Source organism: Streptomyces sp. NPDC002868, from assembly GCF_055563295.1.
This window is the reverse complement of record NZ_JBVHDR010000001.1, coordinates 276,137-298,777: the sequence shown is the minus strand read 5'-3', so window position 1 is coordinate 298,777 and position 22,641 is coordinate 276,137. Positions and strand designations below refer to the sequence as shown.

The following is a 22,641-nucleotide window of genomic DNA, read 5'->3' as shown; positions in this document are numbered from 1 at the left end:
GGGGCCATCCTGCCCGCAGCTCGTGGGGCGCGCGAGCTCAGTCCTGGCCCTTGGCCACGAGCCGCTCGAGAAGTTCCTGGAACTCGTCGCCGACCACGATCCGAAGGCCCTCGCCGTCCTCGTCGTGGTCGCTGAGCTGGGTGAGCGTGCCGTCGCGCCACCAGTAGACGTACGGGCTGATGGCCCCGGGGGTGTCGACGTAGCCGGAGGCAGCGAAGGAGGCCATGGCGTTGAGGGCGGGGATCATCCCGGCGTCGTGGATGCAGTGGAAGGCGAGTTGGTGCCGGAAGGGCATGGCCACCAGTGCGCCGTCGGCGGTGAGCTGCTGACCGGTCACCTGCCGTACGACGCTGTCCAGCGCCAGGACCCGGCTGGCGGTGTAGAAGGAGTCGCCGAGGACCACTTCGAAGCGCATGCCCTCGCCGTCCTTGACGGTCTCGTGCCCCTCGACGGGCAGTCCCCTGAGGTTGTAGAGCGCCTGGTCGCGCAGGTACTGGAGGTCGCCGAGGGGTTCCAGCGCCTCGTCGGTGAGCATCATGACGCTCTCCGGGAGGTCGAGCGCGATGATCTCGTACAGGCCGGGGGCCAGGGCGCGGGCGTAGCCGAAGTTCTCCGGGTTGAAGCCGTCGCGGCCGACGACGCGGGGGTAGAGCTGGGCGCGGATCTGCTCGGTGGGCAGAGTGTCGAGCGCGGAGGGGGCGTCCATGGTGCGAAGCACCATCCCGACGTGCTGGCGGACGAGTTCGGGCCAGGCCCGCGGCCCGCGTTCGTCGTTGTGGCAGACGGCGGCGAGGTTGGCGAGGCCGAACTGGCGGCCCGCGCTGTCGGTCACCACGTCCGCGTAGACGGTCACCTCCAGGCCCGATTCGGCGAAGGCCTCCCGCACCTGGGCGCGGAAGCGTGTGCCCTCGTCGGCCGAGAAGAAGGAGAACTCGGGGTCCCGGGGTGCATCGCGTCCGTCACGCTTCGGCCCTCGCCGGAACAACCCCACGTCAACCGCCTTCGCTCGTCCGCTCGCATGCAGGGCTTCGAGCGTACCGACCCCGTCCGGCTCCTTCGCCGCGGGCCGGTGCGTGCGGCGGGCCCAGGGCGCTACGGGGACTGCGTGACCACGAAGTCGGCGCGGTTGCGGCCACGGGCCACCAGCCGGGCGTTGGGCTCGTCGGAATCGTGGACCCAGCGCTCGGCATACTGCCGCTGCTTGCCGAACCGCACATGCCGGTCGACCAGGCGGCGTACGCGCACGGCGTCGTCGATCTCCAGGTACCAGACCTCGTCGAGAAGGGGCCGGACCTGCGCCCAGGGGCCTTCGTCATGGAGAAGGTAATTCCCCTCGGTGACGATGAGCGGGACGTCGGGGGCGATCGGGATGCTGCCGGCGATCGGCTCCTCCAGGGCGCGGTCGAAGGCGGGTGCGTAGACCGTGGCGTCCGGTGCGGGGGCACGCATCCGGGCGAGCATGGCGGCGTATCCGGCGGCGTCGAAGGTGTCGGGGGCACCCTTGCGGCCGGCGCGGCCAAGGCGTTCGAGTTCGGCCTGGGCGAGGTGGAAGCCGTCCATGGGGACGAGGACGGCGAGCCCGTCGAGGGCGTCGACGAGATGGGCGGCGAGGGTCGACTTCCCGGCGCCCGGGGCTCCCGCGATGCCGAGGACGAGGCGGCGACCGGGGACGGCGAGGGCGCGGGCGCGGTACAGGACGTGCGGTGGGTACTGCGGCGGAGGTGGCGCATGCATGCTGCGCATTGTTCCATCGCGTTGATCGATCTTCGTCATACGTATAACGTGGAACGCATGTCCTACATCGCCCTGGTCACCCTCGTCGTCCGTGAGTACGACGAGGCCATCGCCTTCTACACCGACGCGCTCGGCTTCGAGCTGGTCGAGGACACCGACCGCGGAGACGGCAGCCGCTGGGTGGTGGTCCGCCCGCCCGGGTCGGGCGGCGGCACCGCGCTGCTGCTGGCCCGCGCCAAGGGGGAGGTCCAGCGCGCGAGTGTGGGCGCGCAGACGGGCGGCCGGGTCGGCTTCTTCCTGCACACCCAGGATTTCGCGGCCGACCACGCGAGGATGACGGCGGCGGGCGTGCGCTTCCTGGAGGAACCGCGGCACGAGACGTACGGCTCGGTCGCGGTCTTCGAGGATCTGTACGGCAACCGCTGGGACCTGCTGCAGCCCGAGTAGTCTGCGGGCGCGTTCGCCGTCGAGCACATGCCTACGGTGCGACCGGTTTCCTCGTCGGCCGGAGATCGAGCTCCGCGCGAACGGTCTTCCCGAGCCCTCCGCGCTCCAGGACCTCCCACCGGCAGGCGAGCGCCTCGACGAGGACGAGGCCGCGGCCGGATTCGGCCAGGGGCGGCAGCGGCGGTACTTCTCCCGGGTGGGGCGGTCGCTGCTCGGTACGGGTGTCGGAGACCTCGATCCGGAGCGTGTCCGGGCTCAGGGTGAGCGTCAGCTCGAAGTCCCGGCCGGGTACGCGCCCGTGGGTCGCCGCATTCGCGGCGAGTTCCGCGACGAGCACGGCGGCGGTGTCGGAGGGCTCGGAGTCGTACGGGATGCCCCAGGCGTGCAGCTGGTGGAGGGCGAGGCGCCTGGCGAGCCGGGCGCCTCGACGGGTGGCACTGAAGCGCTGGGTGAACACACGTACGGTGAGGGGCTGTTGGGGGCTGGGTGCGTGCATGCGACCACGGTGGCCGCCGGGAGCCGCGTTCCCCCAGATCAGGAACCCGTACGCCGAGTCAGCGTACGGGTACCCACAGTGGACAGTACGGGTAACTGACCGTGACCATGGGCGGGTTGCGGGGTTGCTCAGCGCAGGCACGTGGGAGGTGGCCGTAGATGACGGAGACGGCGGGCGCACCGGGCGGTTCGGGCGGGGAGCCGGAGGTATCGGACAGCCTGAAGGCGTTCGGGGAGGTGGTCAAGGCCTTCCGGAGGCGGGCGAGGCTGACACAGGAGGAGTTCGCACCGAGGGTGCGGTACTCGCTCCCGACGGTGGCGTCGATCGAGCAGGGCCGCCGCTTCCCGCCGGCGGATTTCGTCGACCGGGCGGAGGAGGTACTGGACGCGTTCGGCACGCTGAAAGGCGCGGCACGGCATCTGTCGCGGCGGCCGGGGCTGGCGAGCTGGTTCCGGCAGTGGGCGAGTCTGGAGGCGGAGGCGGTCAGTCTCTACACATACGAATGCCGGTTGATTCCGGGCCTGTTGCAGACGGAGGCGTACGCGCGGACGCTGTTCACGAACCAGCTGCCGCCGCTGGGCGACGAGCAGATCGAGGCACAGTTGGCCGCACGGCTGGAGCGGCAGCGGTTACTTCGGGAGCGGTCGAACACGGCGTACAGCTTCATCCTCGAAGAGCACCTGTTCCTGCGGCGGACGGGCGGGCGGCAGGTCACGCTGGAGCTGATCGACCACGTCCTCGGTCTCGCCGAACTCCGCAACATCGAGATCCAGATCATGCCGGTGGTACGGCAGAGCCACGCGGGCCTCGACGGTCCCATGCAACTGCTGGAGACCCCGGACAACCGCTGGCTCGGGTACTGCGAGGGGCAGGAGAGCGGCCAGTTCATCTCCGACCCCAAAGTGGTCAGCATGCTCCAGATGCGGTATGCCAGGATGCGGTCACAGGCTCTTACCCTGGAGGACTCCCTGGGCCTGTTGCGGCAGATGCGAGGAGCGGCATGAGCACCACAGAACTGGTCTGGTTCAAGAGCAGCTACAGCGGCGGCTCCGGCGACTCATGCGTCGAAGTCGCCCTGTCCTGGCACAAGTCCAGCCACAGCAGCGGCTCCGGTGACGACTGCGTCGAGATCGCCACCTGCCCCACCACCGTCCACGTCCGCGACTCCAAGGACACGGAGGGCCCCCAACTCGCCCTCACCCCCGCCTCCTGGACGAGCTTCGTCACCTACGCCGCCGAAGCCCGGGGCTGACGCGGCTCAGGCGTGCGCGGTGCCGCCGTCGCCTCACTGTTCACATGCACCCGGGCGACGCCGCCGAGCGCCTTGATCGCTCGCTCCACCCGCTGGAGCATCACCCCCAGTTCGGCGGCGCGCTCCGGCAGCAGTTCGTGCAGGTCGTAGTGGCCTCGCACATGGCCGAGCGGCGATTGTCAGAGGTCGCTCCTATCGTTGTTGTCTTCGGTAGATCACCGCAGAGAACCACGGGGAATCATGACTGCGACGACCATCACCGTGCCCACGCACGCGCTCCATCCGTCGATCACGCACGAGGCGACGCGGCACCGTCTGACCGGGGCCGGGCTGCCCGCCACGCACAGCCTGATGCGGTTCGCGCCGCTGGCCGAGTCACGGGTGGTGACTGTGCGGCAGTATCTGGTCGACAAGGAGGCAGACCCTGCGAACCTCGACGCGGACATCGCGGATCTGCTCGTCGTCGGACACCTCATTGTCGAGAACGGCGACGCGGAGGAGGTCGTACTCGACGGGGGTACGGGGCGCTTGTTCAGCATGTGGCTGTACGAGAAGTCCCCGCACAACGCCGAGCTGTTCCCGCTCGCCCCGTCGCTTGACGCCCTGGCGCGTTTCCTTGAGATTGTCGACGAATTCGCCGCCCTGCGCGGCCGGTTCGCCGGACTGGCCGAGCGGACCGGCGCCAACGTCGTGGCGGAGGCATCGGCCCTGCTGATGTCGGTCTTCACCGACGAGGACTGGGGCCACGACGGGTGGGGCAGCGCGGGCACCCCGGCCGAGTGGGATCACGCGATCCCCGCGTTCTGGCGCATAGCCGCGCTGATACGGCCGATGGCACTGGTCGCCGGCCCGGGGCAGGGCCTGCGTCTGGACCTGCCCGACGGGCTGCTGGACGAGGAGTTCGGGGCCGACGGGGTCGTCCGCATCGATCCGTCGGAGCTGCCTGCGGCCCTGGAGCACGAGCCGACGCGGCGGCTCCTGACGGACATCGGGCTCCCGAAGGAGGAGCTCATGTTCGGCCTGTGGCGCGACGAATACCTGCTGCTGACTCTCGCGGAGGCCGATGCGCGTGAGGACGGCGACGCTTCCCGTGAGACACCGGCGGACGGGGACAGGCTGATCAGTCTCGGCAGTCTGGTCCACGACTTCGAGGTCGTGATCGACGGCCGTACGGGCCTCCTCTCGTACCACGAGTACGGCGCAGGCACGACGACGCCGGTCAACGCGGACATCTCCACGCTGGCGTTCACGGTGTGGATGTACAACCGTCAGCAGAACATGGAGAAGGAGCACGACTTCACGCAGGACTTCTACCACCAGCTCGCCGAGACCATGGTCGCCGTGCTCGCCTCGGTCGACCCCGTCGCCTGCCTCCCCGCGAAGGACGCCGACGACTACCGCTACTGGCCGGAGGTGTTCCACGACGAGGCGGGCGGCGTGCTCTGACGTCCGTGTTCAGGTAAGCCGGAAGACCGGGCCGCGGGGCGTGAACGGCAGCGCGGCCCCCTGCGGGATCAGGAAGGCGTGCTCCCGCCGTACGCGCAGCACGTCGCACCAGCCGTCGGTGATCACGAGCACCGGGGCGGTGGGCGGGAAGTCATCGGCCCGCTGCAACAGGTCGATCCCGGGCTGCAGTTCGGTCCCGCCGCGTCCGCGGACCCGCACCCGTCCGGCGATCTCGGTCGGTGGCAGATACCCGGCGTCGTACGCCGCGGCGTCGCAGAACACGACGCGTGCCGCCGGTACGTCGCGGGCATCGGCGTACGAGGCGATGGCGCCGAGCGCCTTGCCGAGCAGCGCGCTGTTCATCGAGCCGGAGGTGTCGAGGACGACTCCGAAGGTGCAGCGCGGTGTCTCCTCGGAGGGGAAGTACCGACCGGCGCGGGGAATGTCCGGGGTGGACGCCTGTCGCCTGGCCGGGCGGGCATAGGACCGCACGGGCTCGGGCCGGGGCACGAACTCGTCGAACCAGCGGGCCAGTCGCGCGTCCCACGGCACGGGCGGATGGGCCAGGGCCCTGATCTCCTGGATCAGCCCCGCGGGCAGCAGACCGCGTGCCCCGTACCGGTGAAGGTCGAAACCCTGGACCAGGCCGCGGCGGTAGAAGTCGTCCAGGTCGGCGTACGGGCGGGCGGCCGCGTGCGGCAGCGGCTCGCCGAGGATGTCACCGGCGCCCTTGCCGCGCAGGGTCGCGAGCCGGCGACGGCGGCGCAGGTCGGTGGCGATGCGGTCGTAGACCTCCTCCACCGACAGGTCCTTGAGGTCCGGGTCGTACAGCAGCCCTTCGGGCACCTCGCCGACACGCATCTCGACGAGCCAGCCGTTCACGACGAAGTCGGCGGCGACGTTGAACAACAACGGGTCGCGGGCCCCGCAGCGTTCACCGTGACGCAGGGCGGCGTGCAGCATCTCGTGCGCGAGAATGAACCGCCATTCCTCGTCGGTGAAGGTGCGCAGCGGGTTGATGTAGATCTCCCCGGCGGCGGAGCTCACGGCGGCGACGGAGATGTCCTGGGCGCGGGCGAGTTCGGCGTCGGCGACGACGGTGAGACCCGCTGCGAGTCCGCCGAGCAGCGGGTACGAGGAGACGAACCAGTTCAGGGCGCGGTTCCAGGGCCGCTGCGCGACGCGCTCTCCGGTGGTCCGGTCGCGACGGCCGCCCGCGACGTCCATGGCGGCGGACACGCTGCGGGTGAGCGCGTGCGCGAAGGCCGTCTCCCAGTCGGGCGCGGTGGTGTTCCACTCCCGCCAGGGCTGCAGCACCTGGTCGGGGTGTTCGCCCGCGGTGCCGCAGTGCTCGTAGGCGGCGGGGATGCCGTCGCGGCGCCAGCGTGCTGCGAGCTCGGCCTCGTCCCCGCCGGGATACGTCTCGGGGAGGTGGTCGGGTACCCGGCCGGCCGGGAAGGTGAGCAAGAAGCGGTTGACCACGGTGCAGCGGGCCGCGCGGTCGAACGGGTCGGGCTGCTCGCGCCGGTTGTCCTTGGCGGCCGGTACGTGTCCGAAGCCGAGGTGCAGCAGGCAGTGGGCGATCGTCCAGGCCCACTCGGCCGGGTCCGCACGCTTGGTGGGGTGGACGTGGACGGTTCCGTTGGAGTCGACGGCGGCCAGCCCTCCGGCGGGCGTTCCGGCGCACTTGGCCTGGCGGCAGAAGCGCGCGCCGACGGCCGCGAAGGCCGGGTTCCGCTTGACCAGCGCGAGCCCGGCGGCGAACGCCTCGGTGGCGGGGTCGGGCCTGTTCTTCTTCCTGGATGAGGAGCTCATCGCCGGGCCTCGACCAGCCGGGGCATGTCGCGTGCGGCCTCGACGAGGAACCAGGCGGGCAGCACCGGCAGACCGTCGCCGTCATCCGCGATGACGGTCTGCGCGACCTCGACGGAGATCTCGGCCAGCTGGACGAGCAGCGCCTTGGCCCGGTAGGCGGTCTGCCGCATGGACGGCGAGACATGCTCCTTCTGGCGCGGGAGCTCCTTCACCAGCCGCCCGCGGAACGCCTCCGCGAGGTAGTAGAGCAGGTCGCGGTCCTCCAGCCGGGTGGGCCAGGAGGCATCGCCCTTGAGGATCGCCTCGATGCCGAAGGTGTGGCGCACGATCTTCGCGTAGCCGCAGAAGGACACGGCGTGCGCGGGCGTGAGGGTGCCGTGCACGATCACCCGCAGGGTGGTCTCGTCGATGCCCGGCCCGAAGGAGTGCAGGGCGTCGGACAGCATGTGCCAGGACCGGGGTGTGGAGAACGGCTCCTCGGTCTTGGGCGGCTGGGACCACAGGTGGTCGGGCCGGTCGGTGAGATAGTCCGTCACCCAGGGGTGGATGCCGTGCTCGCCCGCCCAGACCAGCCAGTCCGCCGCCGATGCCTGCAGATGGACGTGCGTGAGCCTGTTGACGAGCGCGGACGCGATCGGCCGCGCCAGGGCGTTGTCCGTGGCACGGTTCCCGGCACCGATGACGATCGAACCGGCGGGCAGCTCGTAGGAGCCGATCCGACGGTCCAGGATCAGCGAGTAGAACGCCTTCTGGACGTCCGGAGCGGCGGCGTTCAGCTCGTCGAGGAAAGGCAGTACGGCTCGTCCCGCGCGATGGCCTCGGGCGGGCAGAACACGGACCGTCCGTCCCGGATCTGCGGTACCCCGATCAGATCCTCGGGCGCGAGCTGCGTCCCGAGCAGACTGACGCACTCCAGGCCCAGCGATTCGGCGAACCTCCGCACAAGCGAGGACTTCCCGATCCCGGGCGCCCCCCACAGGAACACGGGCCGCACGGTGGCGAGCCCCAGCAGCAGTTCGGGTATCTGGGCGGGAGTGACGGTGACGGCAGCCTGCACGCGGTGGTGTTCCTTCGGCGAACTCGGAGAAGAAGATCGGGCCCACCCAGTGTGGGCGGGCCCGATGGTCCCTCGCAGCCGATTTTCCGTCCGCGGGATCAGCCCTCGTCCGGGCTGAGCCGCAGCGAGATGCTGTTGATGCAGTACCGCTGGTCGGTCGGGGTCGGATAGCCCTCGCCCTCGAAGACGTGGCCCAGATGCGACCCGCACCTCGCGCACCGCACTTCCGTGCGCGACATCCCGTGCGAGCGGTCCTCGATCAGCTCGACCGCGTCCGTGTCCTTCGGGTCGAAAAAGCTCGGCCAGCCGCAGTGCGACTCGAACTTCGTGTCCGAGCGGAAGAGCTCGGCGCCGCACGCCCGGCAGGAGTAGACGCCCGCTGTCTTGGTGTCCGTGTACTCACCGACGAAGGCGGGCTCCGTGCCGGCCTTCCGCAGGACCTGGTACTCCGCGGGGGACAGCTCCGCGCGCCACTGCTCGTCCGGCTTTTCGATGTCGTACGACATGAGAACCGCTCCCTTGGGTCTATCGGCCGGCCAGGCGGGCCAGGATGTCCGGACCCAGGTCCGTGACGTCGCCCGCGCCCATGGTGAGAACCAGATCACCGGGCTTCGCCATTCCCGCGACCACCTGGGGCACGGTCGCCTTGTCGTGGACGGCCGTCACGTCCGCGCCCGCCGCGTGCGCCGCGTCGATGATCAGGGCGCTGGTGATGCCCGGGATCGGGTCCTCGCGGGCCGGGTAGATGTCGAGGACCACGGACGCGTCGGCCAGTGCCAGGGCCTGGCCCATTTCCGTGCCGAGTTCCTGGGTGCGGGAGAAGAGGTGGGGCTGGAAGACGACCAGCAGCCGGGCGTCCGCCGCCGCGCCGCGCATCGCTTCCAGGTCGGCGGTCATCTCGGTCGGGTGGTGGGCGTAGGAGTCGATGACCTGGACGCCCGCGGCCTCGCCCTTGAGCTGGAGGCGGCGCTTGACGCCGGTGTACTTGCCGATCGCCGATGCGAGGTTGTGCGCCGGGATACCGAGGGCGACGCCGGCGGCAAGTGCGGCAACGGCGTTGTGCGCGTAGTGACGGCCGGGAACCGAGACCGTGAAGGTGAGGAACTTGCCGTTCAGCAGGACCGTGACCTCGCTGGTGAGGCCGCGTGGGGTGACCTTGTGGACGCGGACGTCCGCGGTCTGAGCATCGCCGTAGGTGACGACCTTCAGCGTGGACAGGTCGCGGATACGGGAGGTGAGCTCGACGGCGCCGGGCTGGTCGGCGGAGATCACCAGCGTGCCGCCCGGGACGACCTTGCCGACGAACGTCTCGAACGAGTCGTAGATCTCGTCCATCGAGGCGTAGTTGGCGTGGTGGTCGAGCTCCACATTGAGGACGATCGCGAGCTCGGGGTCGTACTTCTGGAAGCTGCGGTCGCTCTCGTCGGCCTCTGCGACGAAGATGTCGCCCTCGCCGTGGCGGGCGTTCGTCCCCGGTCCGGCGAGGTCGCCGCCGATGGCGTACGCGGGGTCGAGGCCCAGCTCGGTCAGGGCCACGGCCAGCATGGAGGTGGTGGTCGTCTTGCCGTGCGTGCCGGCTACGGCGATCGAGCGCAGGCCCGTCATGAGCGAGGCCAGCGCGTCGGAACGGTGCACGACCGGGACGGACAGCTCGGCGGCGCGTGCCAGCTCCGGGTTGTCGGGGCGGATGGCGCTGGAGACGACCACGCAGGTCGCGTCGTCCGCGAGGTGCGAGGCCGCGTGCCCGATGTGGACGGTGGCACCCAGCGCCCGCAGGGCCTCGGCCGTCGCCGACTCCTTCGCGTCGCTGCCCGCGACCTTCGCTCCGCGCTGGGCGAGGATCTTCGCGATGCCCGACATTCCGGCGCCGCCGATGCCGATGAAGTGCGGGCGTTCCATGGCGCTAGGGACGGCGGGTGCCATGCGTGTGTCTCCCCAAGATGTACGAGCAAAATCAGCGAGCAAAATCAGCGAGCAAGATCAGCGAGCGAGGCGCACGGGTATGTGCGAGGGTCCAGCCTATTCGCTGTGCGCGAAGAGCTTGAGCACCGGTACGCCGACCTTGTGACGGGCCCTGGAGGCCCAGTCCCGGTGGAAGAACTCCTCCACATAGTGCGGCGCCGTCAGCACGATCACTTCGTCCGCGCCCGACTCGTCGACGGCAGCCTTCAGCTTGTCCAGCGGATGGTCCTCGACAACCTGGCCCACGGCCTCGCAGCCGACGGCCCGCAGTGCGGCGAGGGAGTGGTCCAGGGCGCGCTCGGCGGGGGCCTTGGCGTCCTGGCCCTCCGGCTCCTCGCCCTCCCGGACGGCTTCTCTCAGTTCGCCGATCGCCACGTCGTCGATGGCCCGCAGCAGCAGGTCGGCCTGGTCGCCGCGGGGCTGCATCAGCACGACGAACGAGACCGCCTCGTCACCGTGCAGGGTGGTGACGAATTCCACGTCTTCGGAAGTCAGGGGCTTCTCGATCATCAATACGCTTGTGAACACGTTCGGAGCCCTTCTGCGGAACCATCCTTCCCCGTGCCCGCACGGGGTCTGCGAGACCAATTGTGCCCAGCCGGAGCACCGGCCGAAGCTAACCGGAACGACAAATTCCGCCGATTGTCAGATGTGACGGTAGCGGGTGAAAAGGAACCCCGCCTCTTCCAGCACCGAAGCCAGGGCGAACCTCTCGGGAACGGCCAGCGCCGGGCCGCCCGCGATCCGCTGCGCGTCCCCCGCCGTCAGCATCGGCGACAGGGTCAGGCACAGCTCGTCCAGTACCCCGGCCGCCACGAATTGACCCAGCAGCCGCGGCCCGCCCTCGGTGAGCAGCCGCACCAGACCGCGCTGCGCCAGCGCTTGTACCGCTCTGGCCGGCTCCACCCCGGGCCCGTCCCCGGCGATCACCACCTCCGCGCCCGCCTTCTCCGCCGCGCGGATACGGTCCGGGGGCGCCGCGGCCCCCGTCAGCACCAGCGTCGGGACGAGCGGCTCGGCGAACAGCGGGAGCGAGTAGTCGAGGTCGAGTGAGGCGCTGACCACGGCGATCGCGGGCGCGGGGCCCTGGCCGGCCGCGGCCCGCCGCTCCGCGAAGGCATCCCGGGCGCGGGCCGGGCGGTACCCCTCCAGGCGTACCGTTTCCGCGCCCACCACCACCGCATCCGCGAGCCCCCGCAGCGTGCCGAAGATCCGCATGTCGGTGTCGGACGAGATGGGCTGCGAGCGGCCCTCGTGCTGGGCGGCCCCGTCCAGCGAGGAGACCATGTTCGCCCGCAGCCAGGCCCGGCCCGCAGCACCGGCCCCTCCCCCGGAACCGGCATCGGCACCCGTCCCGCCCCCGGATCCTCCCCCGGATCCGGTCCCGCCGGCCGGAGACGCGTAGGCCTCAGCCGGATACGCGTAGGCCTCGGCCAGCTCGTCCAGGGACCACTCCCGGTCCACGGCGGCTGTCTGGTCGGTCACAGGGAGCAGACGTCGCATGCCGTGCAGTCTGGCACGCCCCTTACAGTTGGGAACTGTGTCGACCAGTGCCATAACCGAAGCGGCCCCGCTGTCCCTGTGCGCCCGCGAGCCGCATGTCCCCGCCGACCGGCTGGTCGCCGAGATGGTGCCGCCGCCGCGCTTCGACTCGGTGCGCTTCGATACGTACGTCCCCGACCCGAACCAGCCGAGCCAGAGCGAGGCGGTCACGGTCCTCGGCTCGTTCGCGGCGGGCCTCGGCGGGGCGCACGCGAGCGGCTCGGGCCGGCGCAGGTGGTTCGCCAGGAAGCCCGCGGCGCCCACCGGACCTCGCGGCGTCTACCTCGACGGCGGCTACGGCGTCGGCAAGACGCATCTGCTCGCCTCTCTGTGGCACGCCACCCCGGCCGACCCGTCGCTGAAGGCCTTCGGCACCTTCGTGGAGCTGACGAACCTCGTCGGCGCGCTCGGCTTCCAGCAGACCGTGCAGACCCTGAGCGGGCACCGGCTGCTCTGCATCGACGAGTTCGAGCTGGACGACCCGGGCGACACCGTCCTCGTCTCGACGCTGCTCGGCAAGCTGGTCGACGCGGGCGTCGCGCTTGCGGCCACCTCCAACACGCTGCCCGGCAAGCTCGGCGAGGGCCGGTTCGCCGCCGCCGACTTCCTCCGCGAGATCCAGGGGCTCTCCGCGCACTTCCGCCCGCTGCGCATCGACGGCGAGGACTACCGCCACCGCGGGCTGCCCGAGGCCCCTCCCCCGTACTCCGAGGAACAGGTCGCCAAGACCGCGCACGCGACCGACGGCGCCTCCCTCGACGACTTCCCGCATCTGCTGGAGCACCTCGCGAAGATGCACCCGAGCCGGTACGGGGCGCTCACCGACGGTCTGCGCGCCGTCTGCCTCACCGATGTGCAGCCCATTGCGGACCAGTCGACGGCGCTGCGGCTGGTCGTGCTCGCCGACCGGCTGTACGACCGGGAGGTTCCGGTGCTCGCCTCCGGCATGCCCTTCGACCGACTGTTCAGCGAAGAAATGCTGAACGGCGGTTACCGCAAGAAGTACTTCCGGGCGATCTCCCGCCTCACTGCGCTGGCTCGGGACGCGAAGGGCTTGGTGTCCCAGTAGGTTGGGGCTGGTTGGTACCAATCCATCTGAAGGGACCCATCATGGCCACCACGCGTCAGGCGCACACCGTCTGGGAGGGCAACCTGCTCGAGGGCAAGGGGGTTGTGACCCTCGACTCCTCCGGCATTGGCGAATACCCGGTCTCCTGGCCGTCGCGTGCGGAGCAGGCGAACGGCAAGACCAGCCCGGAGGAGCTGATCGCCGCCGCTCATTCCAGCTGCTTCTCCATGGCTCTCTCGCACGGACTCGCCCAGGCCGGCAACCCGCCGACCAAGCTGAACACCCAGGCCGAAGTGACCTTCCAGCCGGGCACGGGCATCACCGGCATCCACCTCACCGTGCAGGGCGAGGTCCCCGGTCTTGACGAGACCGGCTTCGTCAAGGCGGCCGAGGACGCGAAGGCGAACTGCCCCGTCAGCCAGGCCCTTACGGGTACGAGCATCACGCTCACCGCCAAGCTGAGCTGACCCGGTCGCACCACGAGGCACAGTGGCCCGCACGGTTCACGAGTAACCAATTAGGTGATACACACGTGCGGGTCACATCTCCTGTCCTCCCCCATGGCCTTCGGTATGGGGGTACCCCCCACAGGGAGTTGCCTCATGTCCACAACACGCCGTCAGGTCCTGGCCCGCACCGGTGCGTTGAGCGCCGGAATCGCCTTCACCGGCGCCTTCTCCGAACTCTTCGCGGGCACCGCCGCCGCCCGCGGGCACAGCGGATACGGCCCGCTCGTCCCCGACCCCGCGGGACTGCTCGATCTGCCGAAGGGTTTTCGCTACCGGGTCCTCTCCCGGGAGGGCGAGCCGCTGCGCTCCGGCGAAGGCCGGGTCCCCAGCAACCATGACGGCATGGGGGCCTTCGCGGGCCGCCGCGGCCGCGTCCATCTCGTCCGCAACCACGAGAACCGCGTCTCCGCCGCGATCGGCGTCCCCACGGTCGAGGGCCTCACCTACGACCCGATGGGCAAGGGCGGCTGCACGGCGCTGGAGCTGGACGGCCGGGGCAATGTCCTGTCCGAGCGGGTAGCCATCGCCGGCACCGCCGTCAACTGCGCCGGCGGGCCCACCCCGTGGGGCACCTGGCTCACCTGCGAGGAGACCGAGGACAGGGCCGGCACCAACGGCTACACCAAGGACCACGGCTTCATATTCGAGGTCGACGGCGCCGATCCGCGCCGTACCGGAGCCGTGCCGCTCACCGCGATGGGCCGCTTCCAGCACGAGGCGATCGCCGTCGATCCGCACAGCGGGATCGTGTACGAGACGGAGGACGCCTTCGAGCGGCCCTTCGGGCTCTTCTACCGCTTCCTGCCCTGCAAGCCGCTCGGCGGTACGGGCTCGCTGCGCGCGGGCGGGACGCTGGAGGCGATGCGGGTGCCGGGCGTGCCCGACCTGTCCGCGATCCAGGAGCCGGGCGCGAGCTTCGACCGGATCGAGTGGGCGCCCGTACCGGACAGCCAGGCGAAGCAAACGCCTATCAGGCTGCAGGACTTCGGCCCGAAGGGCATCACCCACGCCCAGAAGCTGGAGGGCTGCTACTGGGGCGGGAGTTCGGTGTACTTCGTCTCCAGCTTCGCGCACAGCGCTGAGGGCTCGGCGGCCGACCACTTCGGGCAGGTGTGGAAATACGAGCCGCACCGGCGCCGGCTCACGCTGGTGATCGTCTTCGGGCCGACTACGGACATCCAGCTGCCCGGTGAGTCCCCCGACAACATCTGCCTCGCGTCCGGCGGCGGGCTGATGGTGTGCGAGGACGGCGGCGGTGCGCAGCATGTGTACGGACTGACCAAGCGCGGCGAGGTCTATCCGATGGCGCGTGGGCGGCAGAACATCGGCACGCCCGAGGCCCCGGAGTGGGGCGAGTTCGCGGGAGTCACCTTCTCGCCGGACGGGGAGACCATGTACGTCAACTGCTATGCGCCCGGCACGACATTCGCGGTGACCGGACCCTGGCGCTGATACACGCGGGCCTCGTGCTGTTCGCCACGGTCACGATGGTCGGGATCAATACGCTGCGCCGGGTCGACCTCGGCGACGCACCGGCAGCGGCATCACCGGCGCCGCGGTGACCGCGTTCGCGCTGAGTCTCCTCTTCCACCACACCACGTTCGCGGGAACAGCTGTTCCGCAGGACGACTTCGACGTGGCGGAATACCGGAAGCGGCTGCCGCAGGACTGACCTGCGGGCAGCCGCCCGGATCCGCCCGCGGGTCCGCCCCGCGTGCCGTATGACTACTCGATGACGAGCTCGACCGGCAGGTTGCCGCGGGTGGCCTTGGAGTAGGGGCAGAAGGCGTGGGTCTTCTCCAGGAGTTCGCGGCCCGCCTCGCCCTGGAGGTGGTCGGGCAGCTCGACGCGCATGACCACGGAGAGGGCGAAGCCGCCGTCGGTGTCCTTGCCGATGCTGACCTCGGCGGTCACCGAGACGTCCTTGACGTCGATCTTCTCCATGCGGCCGATGACACCCATCGCGCTTGCGAAACAGGCGGCGTAACCGGCGGCGAAGAGCTGCTCGGGGTTGGTCCCCTGGCCGTTGCCGCCGAGGGCCTTGGGGTGGGCGAGCGGCAGGTCGACGTGGCCGTCGGAGCTGACGGCACGGCCTTCGCGGCCGTTGGCGGTGGCGACAGCGGTGTAGAGCGCGTCCATGAGTTGCATCCCTCTTCGTCCGTAGGGGAACCGTTGGCCACTATCATGACACACAATTTAGTTGCGTACAACTAAATGGCGTACGAGTAACGGCCAGGTATGCTGTCTCCATGGAGAAGACGACGTTGACGACCGTGCCGGACGAGGACTTCCTGCGCCTCGACAACCAGATCTGCTTCTCGCTGCACGCCGCGTCCCGCGCCTTCAACGGCGTCTACCGGACCGCGCTGAAGGATCTGAACCTCACCTATCCGCAGTACCTGGTGATGCTGGTGCTCTGGGAGCACGGCGAGCTGCCGGTGAAGCGGATCGGCGAGCATCTGCGGCTGGACTCGGGCACGCTGTCACCGCTGCTCAAGCGCCTGGAGGCGGCGGGTTACGTGGAGCGCAGGCGCAGCCCGGAGGACGAGCGCTCGGTCACCGCCCGGCCCACGGCCGAGGGTGCCGCGCTCCGCGAGCAGGCGCTGGACGTGCCACGCAGGATCGCGGTGGCCACCGGGATGCCCCTGGAGCGCATCCGCGAGTTGCGCGCCGATCTCAATGCGCTTACCGCGAGACTGGACACCGCCGACCCGGACGCGGCCGACTGCGCGGCGGCCGACGACTGAGGTCCGGGTCGCTCATGGCTGGGCAGACGTACGGCCCCGGGCATCCGCCGACACCCGGGGCCGTTACTTGGAGACGTCAGCCGCTCTGACCGAGGCCGTCGTGCGCGCCGCCGCCGTCGTCGGCCGCGCCGCCGTCACCCGCAGCGCCGCCGTTGTCCTGAGCACCGGGGTCGGCCGTCGCGTCACCTTCCGCCGCAGCGCCACCGTCCGCCGCAGCGCCACCGTTGTCCTGAGCGCCGGGGTCTTCCGTTGCGCCACCGTCCGCCGCGCCGCCGTCCGCCGCGCCGCCGTTGTCCTCAGCGCCGCCGTCCGCCGCGCCGCCGTTGTCCTCAGCGCCGCCGTCACCCGCCGCGCCGCCGTCGCCGATCTGGGCGCCGACCGCCGCCAGGGCCGTCGTCACGGGCTGGAAGAACGTCTCGCCGCCCGCGGTGCAGTCTCCGCTGCCGCCAGAGGTGAGGCCGATCGCGCTCCCGTCCTGGGTGAACAGCGAACCGCCGCTGTCGCCCGGCTCCGCGCAGACATCGGTCTGGATGAGCCCGGTGACCGTGCCCTCCGGGTAGTTGACGGTGGCGTCGAGGCCGGTAACCGCGCCGTCCTTCAGCCCGGTGGTGCTTCCCATACGGAACACCTCCTGGCCGACCGCGGCGTCGGCCGCCTGCGTGATCGACACGGTCTCTCCGTTGCCCACGTCGACCGTGCTCGCGGCTTGCGTCGCCGGGTCGTCGTACGTGACGAGCGCGAAGTCACCGTCTCCGGGGAACGTCGCCGCCTGGACAGTACCGATGGGCTCGCCGTTCGGCTCCTCCGACCACTGCTCGGCGGCGACACCGCAGTGGCCCGCGGTCAGGAAGCCGGGGCTGCCGTCCTGAGTGGTGACATTGAAGCCGAGCGAGCAGCGCGCGCCGCCGCCGAAGATGGCGTCGCCGCCCTCCACGAAGGGCTTGAACTCGCCTGCGGACTTCTGGATCCGGGCCATGCCCGTGCCCAGGGACTTCACGGCCGATTCGATTCTGTCCCACCGCTCGCCCGACACCGTGCGGTCCGCCGTGACGAGGATCTGGTTGGTCTTCGGGTCGACGGCCCACGCCGTTCCCGGGATGGTGGCCTTCTCGGCCAAGGTGCTCGCGGCGGACTTCAGTTCGCCCGCGCTGTTCTCGACACTCCGCGCCAGGGCGCCGGCCTTCTTGACCTCGACGATGACGTTGTTGTCATTGCCTACCACGTTGACGACGACCTGCTGCTTCTCGGCGTCGTAGTACGCCCCACCGTAGGCCTCGCCCAGCTTCTCGCCGAGCTTCGAGACGAGATCCGCCGCCGATGCGGCGCTCATCGTCCTGGGGGCCGACCGTGCCTCGGAGTCGGATTCCGACTGCGAAGCGTTGGCGTGGGGCAGCAGGATGGCCGCTGCGGCGATTCCCACCGCCCCAGCTCCCGCCAGAATGGCCTTCCGCTTGGGTATTCGCCTGTGACTCAACTCGTCGCCTCCTGTAGGGGGGTACGGAGTCCGGTTGCCGACGGAAACCGGGGGACGCGTCCGACCGTTGATACGGATGGGGCGGGAGTTGTACTCATCCACGGTGCGGGACAAGTTTTCTGACGGCCTGTTACCGAGGTCGGCATGCGCTCAATCGGATAGCTTGCGCCAGTGACGACTTTCGTACGAAGACTTATGGTCGTGGCCGTTATGGGCACCATGCTCGTCGGCTGCGACAGCGGTTCCGAGAAGGCCTCCCCCACCTCCCGCACCTCCCCCAGCAGGACGACCGCGCCCGTCTCACCCCAGCCCGGGAAATCACCCCAGCCCGGGAAGCCGGTCGACAGGGTCGAAAAGAACGCTCCCAACGGCCTGACGCCCGTATTCGAGCGCGCGCCAAAAGCGGCATCCAAGACTGTCGCGCTCACCTTCGACGCCGACATGACGGCCGATCAGGGGCCGCGGGCCGCCCGCGGGGAGCGTTTCGACAACCCCGCCCTGATCGCCTCGCTGCGGAAGCTGAACGTACCGTCGACGGTCTTCATTACGGGCCGCTGGGCCGAGGAGTACCCCGACCAGGCGAAGTCGATCGGCAACGACCCGCTCTTCGAGGTCGCAAATCACTCGTACAGCCACTACGCCTTCAAGTCCCCCTGCTACGGACTGCCGGTGGTCGACAAGAACGACATGCGGGCCGACGTGGACCGAGCCTTCGCTGCGTTCAAGAAGGCCGGGGTGCGCAATGTGGTGCCGTACTTCCGCTTCCCCGGCGGCTGTTACAACGACGCGGCCCTTCGGGCCATCGCCCCGGCGAAGGTGACCGCGGTCCAGTGGGACGTCGTCAGCGGCGACGCCTTCGCCACGAATGCCGACGCGGTCGCCGAGCAGGTGCTCGCGGGCGTGCGGCCGGGATCCCTGGTGGTCATGCACTGCACGCACAGCGCGGCTCCTGTCACCGAGCAGGCGGTCCGGAGGATCGTCCCCGAGCTGCGCAAGCGCGGCTACCGCTTTGTGAAGGTCTCCGACCTCATGCGCGGCTAGCCGGAGGGGTCAGCCCGAACACGCCGTCCGCTGGGCCTCCTGCCATTCGCATACGGGGCAGAGCGTCACACCCTTGACCGACTCCGCATACTCCGTCGGCTTCCGGCACAGCACGCAGTCAGCAAACGGCGGGCCGCCGGCCGCCGTGGGCGCGCGGTCCGGGGCCTCGCAGTGCGACTCGTCCATGCGTACGAGGTTAGCTGGCCGACGCCTTCTGGGGGGTGAGCTCGCTGGGCCGTACGATCACGAATCCTTCGCCCTGGAGCATCAGCTGGACGGCCTCGCCCGAGCCGCCGCGGATCATCGAGCCCACGGACTGCGAACGGTGCAGGGAGGTTTGCAGCTGGGCGCTCCAGCCGACGACCGCGTCCGTGTCGACGTACACCGGCTGCGCGGCGGTGACGGGTATCACGATGGGGTTGCCCTCGCAGATGACGGCGAGCTTTCCGTAGCCGGTGAAGAGGCTGTTGAAGAGCCCGCCGCCGGTCATGCCGGCGCCCTTCACCGTCTTGATCTCGTACGAGAGGGTGGCGTCGAAACACAGGACGTTGCGGCCGTTGACGGTGAGCGCGTCGCCCTGGTCGATGTCGACGATGAAACAGTTCGCGGCCTCGTGCGCGAACCACGCCTCGCCCTGGCCGCGCACCGCCATCAACGGCAGGCCCTCACCGGTGACGGCGCGCTTGAGCATGCCGCCTATGCCCTGGCCCTTGCGCTCGAACTGGAGATTGCCGCGGAAGGCGATCATCGATCCCTGTCGCGCGTGCATCTCGCCGTTGACGGCGTACTTGATCGACTTGGCGTTCTGCAAGGTCATGCCGGGCGCGGTGGCCGGCTGCGCCATGTTCTCGGAAGCGAAGAGATCACTTTTCATGGTGTGCATCGTGTCCCGGAGGTACCCGTTCCGCCAACAGCCTCGACCGGGCAGAACAGCAGCGGCTGGCAGACTTGCCGGTGTGAGCAGCGAAGAAACCCGCCCCGACAGCCCCGCCGATGGTCCCGCAGGCAGCCCCGTCGGCAGTCCCGCCGACAGCCCCTTCCGGCACGAGAGCACCGCACGCGACGAGGCCCCGCAGTTCGTGCTTCCGCTGGTGGTGCGCATCGAGAAGGCCGAACCCCCGTCCCGTACCGACGCGCTGGAGACCGCGGCCCGCGCCGTGCTCGACATCCTGAGCGACGAGCGATCGGCGGGCGACGGAGAGTGGGCGCAGTCGATGCGGGACTGGCAGGACGCCCGGATCCGCAAGGTGGTGCGGCGGGCGCGCGGCGCGGAGTGGCGCAAGGCCGGGGCGCTGCCGGGCATCACGGCGACGGGCGGGACCGCCGAGGTACGGGTCTTTCCGCCCGTACCTCTGGACGGATGGCCCAAGGAGCTGGCCAAGCTCCAGGTCTCGGGCACGGATCTGGACGACCCCGAGCCGCCCGCCGCGCCCGACCTCGCGGGCCCGGTGCTGTGGCTGAGCCCTGATGTCGGCATGTCGGCGGGCAAGGCGATGGCGCAGGCCGGACACGGTGCCCAACTGGCCTGGTGGGAGCTGTCGGAGGCGGACCGCAAGGCGTGGCGCGAGGCCGGTTTCCCGCTCCGGGTGCGCACCGCGGATCCGGCGCGCTGGCGAAAACTCACGGTCAGCGGCCTGCCGGTGGTGCGGGATGCCGGCTTCACGGAGATCGCTCCGGGGTCGTGCACGGTGGTCGCGGACCATCCCTCGCTGCGCGGCTGAACACAGCGGGCCCGCCGTACGTACCTCTCAATACCGCCAAGTAGGTTGAGCGCTGATTTGTTGGCGGTTGGTTGCCGAGAAACTCATCGGTTCAGGAGGCACTTTGTTGCGGCGCATCAACGGGACGGCTCTCATCATCGCGGCTCTGGTCGCCACGGTAGGCGCGCTTGCGTTCCCCGTGTGGTCGTACGCGGACCGTTCCGGCACCGGGCAGGACAATCTCAACGCCGCGAGCGTGGCGACGCAGTGGGGACCGCTGTCCGCAACGGACCGCGACTTCCTGGTCAAGGTCCGGCTGGCCGGGCTCTGGGAGCTGCCCGCGGGACAGCAGGCGATCGAGCGCGCGCCCACGAAGGCGATCAAGGACGCGGGCGACCACCTCGTGGTGGGCCACGCCGACCTCGACAAGCGGGCGCGCGATGTGGCCGCCAAGCTCGGCGTCGAGCTGCCGAACCAGCCGACGGAGCAGCAGCAGGCATGGCTGCGGGAGCTGTCGGCGGCGAGCGGCCAGGACTACGAGCGGAAGTTCGCGAACCTGCTGCGCAATGCGCACGGCAAGGTCTTCTCGCTGGTCGCCCAGGTCCGGCACACCACCAGGAACACGCTGATACGCCAGCTGGCGACGGACGCGAACCAGACGGTGCTCGACCACATCACCATGCTGGAGTCGACCGGGATGGTCGACTTCGACTCCATCGCGAACGAAGCCGCGGGCGGGGCGACGGCCAGCCCGACCGGTCCGCCGCCGCCGAACGGCAACCTGCCGCCGCAGCCGGCGCCGGCGTCGCCGTCCGGGAACGACCAGTCCTTCACCTCGCGGCCGTCCACGCAGCCGGGGCCACCGACAGCGATCAACACCAACCGTCCGTAGCGCCGGCGCGCCGGGTCCCGGCCGGAACCGGCTGGAACCCGCCGGAACCTCAAATGAAGCTCTGAACGTCCCCTCCTCTGGGTTCGCCGCTGTCCGGCGGGGCCATGAGCTCTGCACGCACCGTCACACGGCGCAGAGGAGGGGGACCCAATGGAACTCGGTATCGGCATCGGCTGGCGCCCGGAGATCGCGGACGCGGTGGAGGAGCTGCCAGGCATCGACTGGGTCGAGGTCGTCGCGGAGAACATCTGCCCGGGCCATCTGCCCGCCGCGCTGACCCGGCTGCGCTCGCGCGGCACGCGGATCGTCCCGCACGGCGTCTCACTGGGCCTGGGCGGCGCGGACCGGCCCTCCGCACAGCGGCTCGCGGACCTGGCCGAGCGGGCGACGGCACTGGGCGCGCCCCTGGTCACCGAACACATCGCGTTCGTACGGGCCGGAGGCGTGCTCACCGCGTCCCCGCAGCTGGAGGCGGGCCACCTGCTGCCCGTGCCGCGCACCTGGGACGCGCTGAAGGTGCTCTGCGAGAACGTCCGCATCGCACAGGACTCCCTGCCGGTGCCGCTGGCACTGGAGAACATCGCGGCGCTGATCTCCTGGCCCGGTGAGGAGCTCACGGAGGGCCAGTTCCTGGCGGAGCTGGTCGAGCGGACGGGCGTGGGCCTGCTGATCGACGTGGCCAACCTCCACACGAACCATGTCAACCGCGGCGAGAACCCGGCGACGGCGCTCGACGAACTCCCGGTCGAGGCGATCGCGTACGTCCACGTGGCGGGCGGCACCGAACGCGACGGCATCTGGCACGACACCCACTCGCACCCGGTCACCGAGCCGATCCTGGACATCCTGTCGGACCTGCGGGCACGGGTGTCCCCACCCGGGGTGCTGCTGGAGCGCGACGACGACTTTCCGCCCAAGGAGGAGCTGGCGGCGGAGTTGACGACGATCCGCGGGAGAGTAGCGGGGCAGCCCGCCGGGCCGCGCGGCGAAGCCCGCGCGCGAGGGGGCCCGGGGGCCCGCCCGAAGGTTGTGGAGAGCAGCTCATCCGACGCCCGCGAGCGCGTCGCGCTCTCACAGGCCGCCCTTCTCTCCGCTCTCGTCGCCGGCACCCCCGCCCCCGAAGGCTTCGACTCACAGCGCCTGCGCGTCCAGAGCCGCGCCCTCGCCGCCAAGCGTGCCGACGTCGTCGCCAAGGTGGCCCCGGAGCTGCCCGAGATCCTCGGCGACGGATACCGCGCCGCGTTTCTCGCGTACGCCAAGGGACGCCCCATGCACGACGGTTACCGCCGCGACGCGCTCGACTTCGCCGAGCAGCTGCTCGTCTCAGGACGTCCCGATGACGACAATGCCCGCCGCCTGCTCACCCGTTGGTGGGAGGAGCGCGCCGCAGCCCATCCGCCGCGCCGGGGGACCCGACTCGTCCGTGCGGCCCGCGCCGCGCTCGTCAGGCGGTGAGCG

25 protein-coding genes and 1 pseudogene are annotated in these 22,641 nt (G+C 70.4%); 12 read left to right on the top strand and 14 right to left on the bottom strand.

Features of this window, described 5'->3' with window-relative positions; translation table 11 throughout:
• Nucleotides 1-37 precede the first annotated feature (37 nt).
• Entirely contained in the window at nt 38-991 is a 954-nt protein-coding gene (locus tag ACZ3H8_RS01375; RefSeq protein WP_467396085.1) for a hypothetical protein, read from the bottom strand.
• 101 nt (nt 992-1,092) lie between these two features.
• On the bottom strand, nt 1,093-1,734 hold the full coding sequence (locus ACZ3H8_RS01370; RefSeq protein ID WP_467396083.1) for a nucleoside/nucleotide kinase family protein: 642 nt from the start codon (nt 1,732-1,734) through the stop codon (nt 1,093-1,095).
• Between the two features lie 57 nt (nt 1,735-1,791).
• On the opposite strand from ACZ3H8_RS01370, the gene ACZ3H8_RS01365 reads away from it, so the two are divergent.
• The gene (locus ACZ3H8_RS01365) at nt 1,792-2,181 is read left to right on the top strand and encodes a VOC family protein (protein ID WP_467396081.1); all 390 of its coding nucleotides are present in this window, start codon (nt 1,792-1,794) and stop codon (nt 2,179-2,181) included.
• Between the two features lie 31 nt (nt 2,182-2,212).
• Here ACZ3H8_RS01365 and ACZ3H8_RS01360 read toward each other — a convergent pair whose 3' ends face one another.
• Complete coding sequence (locus ACZ3H8_RS01360; protein ID WP_467396079.1) at nt 2,213-2,677, bottom strand: ATP-binding protein; 465 nt, start codon at nt 2,675-2,677, stop codon at nt 2,213-2,215.
• Between the two features lie 158 nt (nt 2,678-2,835).
• On the opposite strand from ACZ3H8_RS01360, the gene ACZ3H8_RS01355 reads away from it, so the two are divergent.
• Both ACZ3H8_RS01355 and ACZ3H8_RS01350 read left to right on the top strand, forming a co-directional pair.
• Nucleotides 2,836-3,681 carry a helix-turn-helix domain-containing protein gene (locus ACZ3H8_RS01355; protein ID WP_467396077.1) on the top strand — a complete coding sequence of 282 codons (846 nt, stop codon included), beginning with the start codon at nt 2,836-2,838 and terminating at the stop codon, nt 3,679-3,681.
• Nucleotides 3,678-3,929: a DUF397 domain-containing protein gene (locus ACZ3H8_RS01350; protein ID WP_467396075.1), complete on the top strand. Its 252-nt coding sequence runs from the start codon at nt 3,678-3,680 to the stop codon at nt 3,927-3,929. The genes ACZ3H8_RS01355 and ACZ3H8_RS01350 overlap by 4 nt, the downstream gene beginning before the upstream one ends.
• Here ACZ3H8_RS01350 and ACZ3H8_RS01345 read toward each other — a convergent pair.
• Entirely contained in the window at nt 3,905-4,090 is a 186-nt protein-coding gene (locus tag ACZ3H8_RS01345; RefSeq protein ID WP_467396073.1) for a hypothetical protein, read from the bottom strand. The two genes, ACZ3H8_RS01350 and ACZ3H8_RS01345, sit on opposite strands and share 25 nt — an antisense overlap.
• Nucleotides 4,091-4,169: 79 nt before the next feature.
• Between ACZ3H8_RS01345 and ACZ3H8_RS01340 the strand changes: the two genes are divergently transcribed.
• Nucleotides 4,170-5,375 carry an SUKH-4 family immunity protein gene (locus tag ACZ3H8_RS01340; protein WP_467396070.1) on the top strand — a complete coding sequence of 402 codons (1,206 nt, stop codon included), beginning with the start codon at nt 4,170-4,172 and terminating at the stop codon, nt 5,373-5,375.
• Nucleotides 5,376-5,384: 9 nt separating this feature from the next.
• Here the strand turns inward: ACZ3H8_RS01340 and ACZ3H8_RS01335 are convergent, their stop codons facing one another.
• The 6 genes and pseudogenes from ACZ3H8_RS01335 to ACZ3H8_RS01310 form a co-directional block, all read right to left on the bottom strand.
• Nucleotides 5,385-7,190 carry a vWA domain-containing protein gene (locus ACZ3H8_RS01335; protein WP_467396068.1) on the bottom strand — a complete coding sequence of 602 codons (1,806 nt, stop codon included), beginning with the start codon at nt 7,188-7,190 and terminating at the stop codon, nt 5,385-5,387.
• Nucleotides 7,187-8,247 (bottom strand): annotated as a pseudogene (locus ACZ3H8_RS01330) (ATP-binding protein). The gene ACZ3H8_RS01335 and the pseudogene ACZ3H8_RS01330 overlap by 4 nt, the downstream one beginning before the upstream one ends.
• Before the next feature lie 98 nt (nt 8,248-8,345).
• Nucleotides 8,346-8,753 (bottom strand): peptide-methionine (R)-S-oxide reductase MsrB, encoded by a 408-nt coding sequence (msrB, locus tag ACZ3H8_RS01325; RefSeq protein ID WP_467396065.1) that lies wholly within the window; start codon nt 8,751-8,753, stop codon nt 8,346-8,348.
• Nucleotides 8,754-8,772: 19 nt separating this feature from the next.
• Nucleotides 8,773-10,170 carry a UDP-N-acetylmuramate--L-alanine ligase gene (gene murC / locus ACZ3H8_RS01320; RefSeq protein WP_467396063.1) on the bottom strand — a complete coding sequence of 466 codons (1,398 nt, stop codon included), beginning with the start codon at nt 10,168-10,170 and terminating at the stop codon, nt 8,773-8,775.
• Between the two features lie 96 nt (nt 10,171-10,266).
• On the bottom strand, nt 10,267-10,737 hold the full coding sequence (locus ACZ3H8_RS01315; protein WP_467396061.1) for an indole-3-glycerol phosphate synthase: 471 nt from the start codon (nt 10,735-10,737) through the stop codon (nt 10,267-10,269).
• A gap of 117 nt (nt 10,738-10,854) precedes the next feature.
• Complete coding sequence (locus ACZ3H8_RS01310; protein ID WP_467396059.1) at nt 10,855-11,712, bottom strand: pyrimidine reductase family protein; 858 nt, start codon at nt 11,710-11,712, stop codon at nt 10,855-10,857.
• On the opposite strand from ACZ3H8_RS01310, the gene zapE reads away from it, so the two are divergent.
• From zapE to ACZ3H8_RS01295, 3 genes are all read left to right on the top strand, one after another.
• Nucleotides 11,711-12,820, top strand: coding sequence for a cell division protein ZapE (zapE, locus tag ACZ3H8_RS01305; protein WP_467396057.1), 1,110 nt, complete (start codon nt 11,711-11,713; stop codon nt 12,818-12,820). The two genes, ACZ3H8_RS01310 and zapE, sit on opposite strands and share 2 nt — an antisense overlap.
• Before the next feature lie 41 nt (nt 12,821-12,861).
• Nucleotides 12,862-13,287, top strand: a complete 426-nt coding sequence (locus tag ACZ3H8_RS01300; RefSeq protein ID WP_467396055.1) for an OsmC family protein — start codon at nt 12,862-12,864, stop codon at nt 13,285-13,287.
• A 135-nt stretch (nt 13,288-13,422) separates the two neighbouring features.
• Nucleotides 13,423-14,781 carry an alkaline phosphatase PhoX gene (locus ACZ3H8_RS01295; protein WP_467396053.1) on the top strand — a complete coding sequence of 453 codons (1,359 nt, stop codon included), beginning with the start codon at nt 13,423-13,425 and terminating at the stop codon, nt 14,779-14,781.
• A 273-nt stretch (nt 14,782-15,054) separates the two neighbouring features.
• Here ACZ3H8_RS01295 and ACZ3H8_RS01290 read toward each other — a convergent pair whose 3' ends face one another.
• Nucleotides 15,055-15,468, bottom strand: a complete 414-nt coding sequence (locus ACZ3H8_RS01290) for an organic hydroperoxide resistance protein (RefSeq protein ID WP_467396051.1) — start codon at nt 15,466-15,468, stop codon at nt 15,055-15,057.
• Between the two features lie 110 nt (nt 15,469-15,578).
• Between ACZ3H8_RS01290 and ACZ3H8_RS01285 the strand changes: the two genes are divergently transcribed.
• On the top strand, nt 15,579-16,076 hold the full coding sequence (locus ACZ3H8_RS01285; RefSeq protein WP_467396049.1) for a MarR family winged helix-turn-helix transcriptional regulator: 498 nt from the start codon (nt 15,579-15,581) through the stop codon (nt 16,074-16,076).
• Between the two features lie 76 nt (nt 16,077-16,152).
• On the opposite strand, the gene ACZ3H8_RS01280 is transcribed toward ACZ3H8_RS01285, so the two are convergent.
• Entirely contained in the window at nt 16,153-17,550 is a 1,398-nt protein-coding gene (locus tag ACZ3H8_RS01280) for a S1 family peptidase (protein WP_467396047.1), read from the bottom strand.
• Between the two features lie 210 nt (nt 17,551-17,760).
• Between ACZ3H8_RS01280 and ACZ3H8_RS01275 the strand changes: the two genes are divergently transcribed.
• Complete coding sequence (locus tag ACZ3H8_RS01275; protein WP_467397879.1) at nt 17,761-18,591, top strand: polysaccharide deacetylase family protein; 831 nt, start codon at nt 17,761-17,763, stop codon at nt 18,589-18,591.
• Nucleotides 18,592-18,600: 9 nt separating this feature from the next.
• Here the strand turns inward: ACZ3H8_RS01275 and ACZ3H8_RS01270 are convergent, their stop codons facing one another.
• Both ACZ3H8_RS01270 and ACZ3H8_RS01265 read right to left on the bottom strand, forming a co-directional pair.
• Complete coding sequence (locus tag ACZ3H8_RS01270) at nt 18,601-18,777, bottom strand: hypothetical protein (RefSeq protein WP_467396045.1); 177 nt, start codon at nt 18,775-18,777, stop codon at nt 18,601-18,603.
• A gap of 10 nt (nt 18,778-18,787) precedes the next feature.
• Complete coding sequence (locus tag ACZ3H8_RS01265) at nt 18,788-19,465, bottom strand: AIM24 family protein (protein WP_467396043.1); 678 nt, start codon at nt 19,463-19,465, stop codon at nt 18,788-18,790.
• Nucleotides 19,466-19,547: 82 nt separating this feature from the next.
• On the opposite strand from ACZ3H8_RS01265, the gene ACZ3H8_RS01260 reads away from it, so the two are divergent.
• The 3 genes from ACZ3H8_RS01260 (at nt 19,548) to ACZ3H8_RS01250 (ending at nt 22,638) form a co-directional block, all read left to right on the top strand.
• The gene (locus tag ACZ3H8_RS01260) at nt 19,548-20,312 is read left to right on the top strand and encodes an aminoacyl-tRNA hydrolase (protein WP_467396041.1); all 765 of its coding nucleotides are present in this window, start codon (nt 19,548-19,550) and stop codon (nt 20,310-20,312) included.
• A gap of 106 nt (nt 20,313-20,418) precedes the next feature.
• Entirely contained in the window at nt 20,419-21,183 is a 765-nt protein-coding gene (locus ACZ3H8_RS01255) for a DUF4142 domain-containing protein (RefSeq protein ID WP_467396039.1), read from the top strand.
• Between the two features lie 150 nt (nt 21,184-21,333).
• Nucleotides 21,334-22,638 carry an MbnB/TglH/ChrH family RiPP precursor modification enzyme gene (locus tag ACZ3H8_RS01250; RefSeq protein WP_467396037.1) on the top strand — a complete coding sequence of 435 codons (1,305 nt, stop codon included), beginning with the start codon at nt 21,334-21,336 and terminating at the stop codon, nt 22,636-22,638.
• The last annotated feature ends 3 nt before the right edge of the window (nt 22,639-22,641 follow it).

Bases quoted from the DNA above. Each gene is read 5' to 3' on its own strand.
- ACZ3H8_RS01370 (WP_467396083.1), bottom strand. From the start codon at position 1,734: ATGCATGCGCCACCTCCGCCGCAGTACCCACCGCACGTCCTGTACCGC.
- ACZ3H8_RS01365 (WP_467396081.1), top strand. From the start codon at position 1,792: ATGTCCTACATCGCCCTGGTCACCCTCGTCGTCCGTGAGTACGACGAG.
- ACZ3H8_RS01360 (WP_467396079.1), bottom strand. From the start codon at position 2,677: ATGCACGCACCCAGCCCCCAACAGCCCCTCACCGTACGTGTGTTCACC.
- ACZ3H8_RS01355 (WP_467396077.1), top strand. From the start codon at position 2,836: ATGACGGAGACGGCGGGCGCACCGGGCGGTTCGGGCGGGGAGCCGGAG.
- ACZ3H8_RS01350 (WP_467396075.1), top strand. From the start codon at position 3,678: ATGAGCACCACAGAACTGGTCTGGTTCAAGAGCAGCTACAGCGGCGGC.
- ACZ3H8_RS01340 (WP_467396070.1), top strand. From the start codon at position 4,170: ATGACTGCGACGACCATCACCGTGCCCACGCACGCGCTCCATCCGTCG.
- ACZ3H8_RS01335 (WP_467396068.1), bottom strand. From the start codon at position 7,190: ATGAGCTCCTCATCCAGGAAGAAGAACAGGCCCGACCCCGCCACCGAG.
- msrB (WP_467396065.1), bottom strand. From the start codon at position 8,753: ATGTCGTACGACATCGAAAAGCCGGACGAGCAGTGGCGCGCGGAGCTG.
- murC (WP_467396063.1), bottom strand. From the start codon at position 10,170: ATGGCACCCGCCGTCCCTAGCGCCATGGAACGCCCGCACTTCATCGGC.
- zapE (WP_467396057.1), top strand. From the start codon at position 11,711: ATGCCGTGCAGTCTGGCACGCCCCTTACAGTTGGGAACTGTGTCGACC.
- ACZ3H8_RS01310 (WP_467396059.1), bottom strand. From the start codon at position 11,712: ATGCGACGTCTGCTCCCTGTGACCGACCAGACAGCCGCCGTGGACCGG.
- ACZ3H8_RS01300 (WP_467396055.1), top strand. From the start codon at position 12,862: ATGGCCACCACGCGTCAGGCGCACACCGTCTGGGAGGGCAACCTGCTC.
- ACZ3H8_RS01295 (WP_467396053.1), top strand. From the start codon at position 13,423: ATGTCCACAACACGCCGTCAGGTCCTGGCCCGCACCGGTGCGTTGAGC.
- ACZ3H8_RS01290 (WP_467396051.1), bottom strand. From the start codon at position 15,468: ATGGACGCGCTCTACACCGCTGTCGCCACCGCCAACGGCCGCGAAGGC.
- ACZ3H8_RS01285 (WP_467396049.1), top strand. From the start codon at position 15,579: ATGGAGAAGACGACGTTGACGACCGTGCCGGACGAGGACTTCCTGCGC.
- ACZ3H8_RS01275 (WP_467397879.1), top strand. From the start codon at position 17,761: ATGGGCACCATGCTCGTCGGCTGCGACAGCGGTTCCGAGAAGGCCTCC.
- ACZ3H8_RS01270 (WP_467396045.1), bottom strand. From the start codon at position 18,777: ATGGACGAGTCGCACTGCGAGGCCCCGGACCGCGCGCCCACGGCGGCC.
- ACZ3H8_RS01265 (WP_467396043.1), bottom strand. From the start codon at position 19,465: ATGAAAAGTGATCTCTTCGCTTCCGAGAACATGGCGCAGCCGGCCACC.
- ACZ3H8_RS01250 (WP_467396037.1), top strand. From the start codon at position 21,334: ATGGAACTCGGTATCGGCATCGGCTGGCGCCCGGAGATCGCGGACGCG.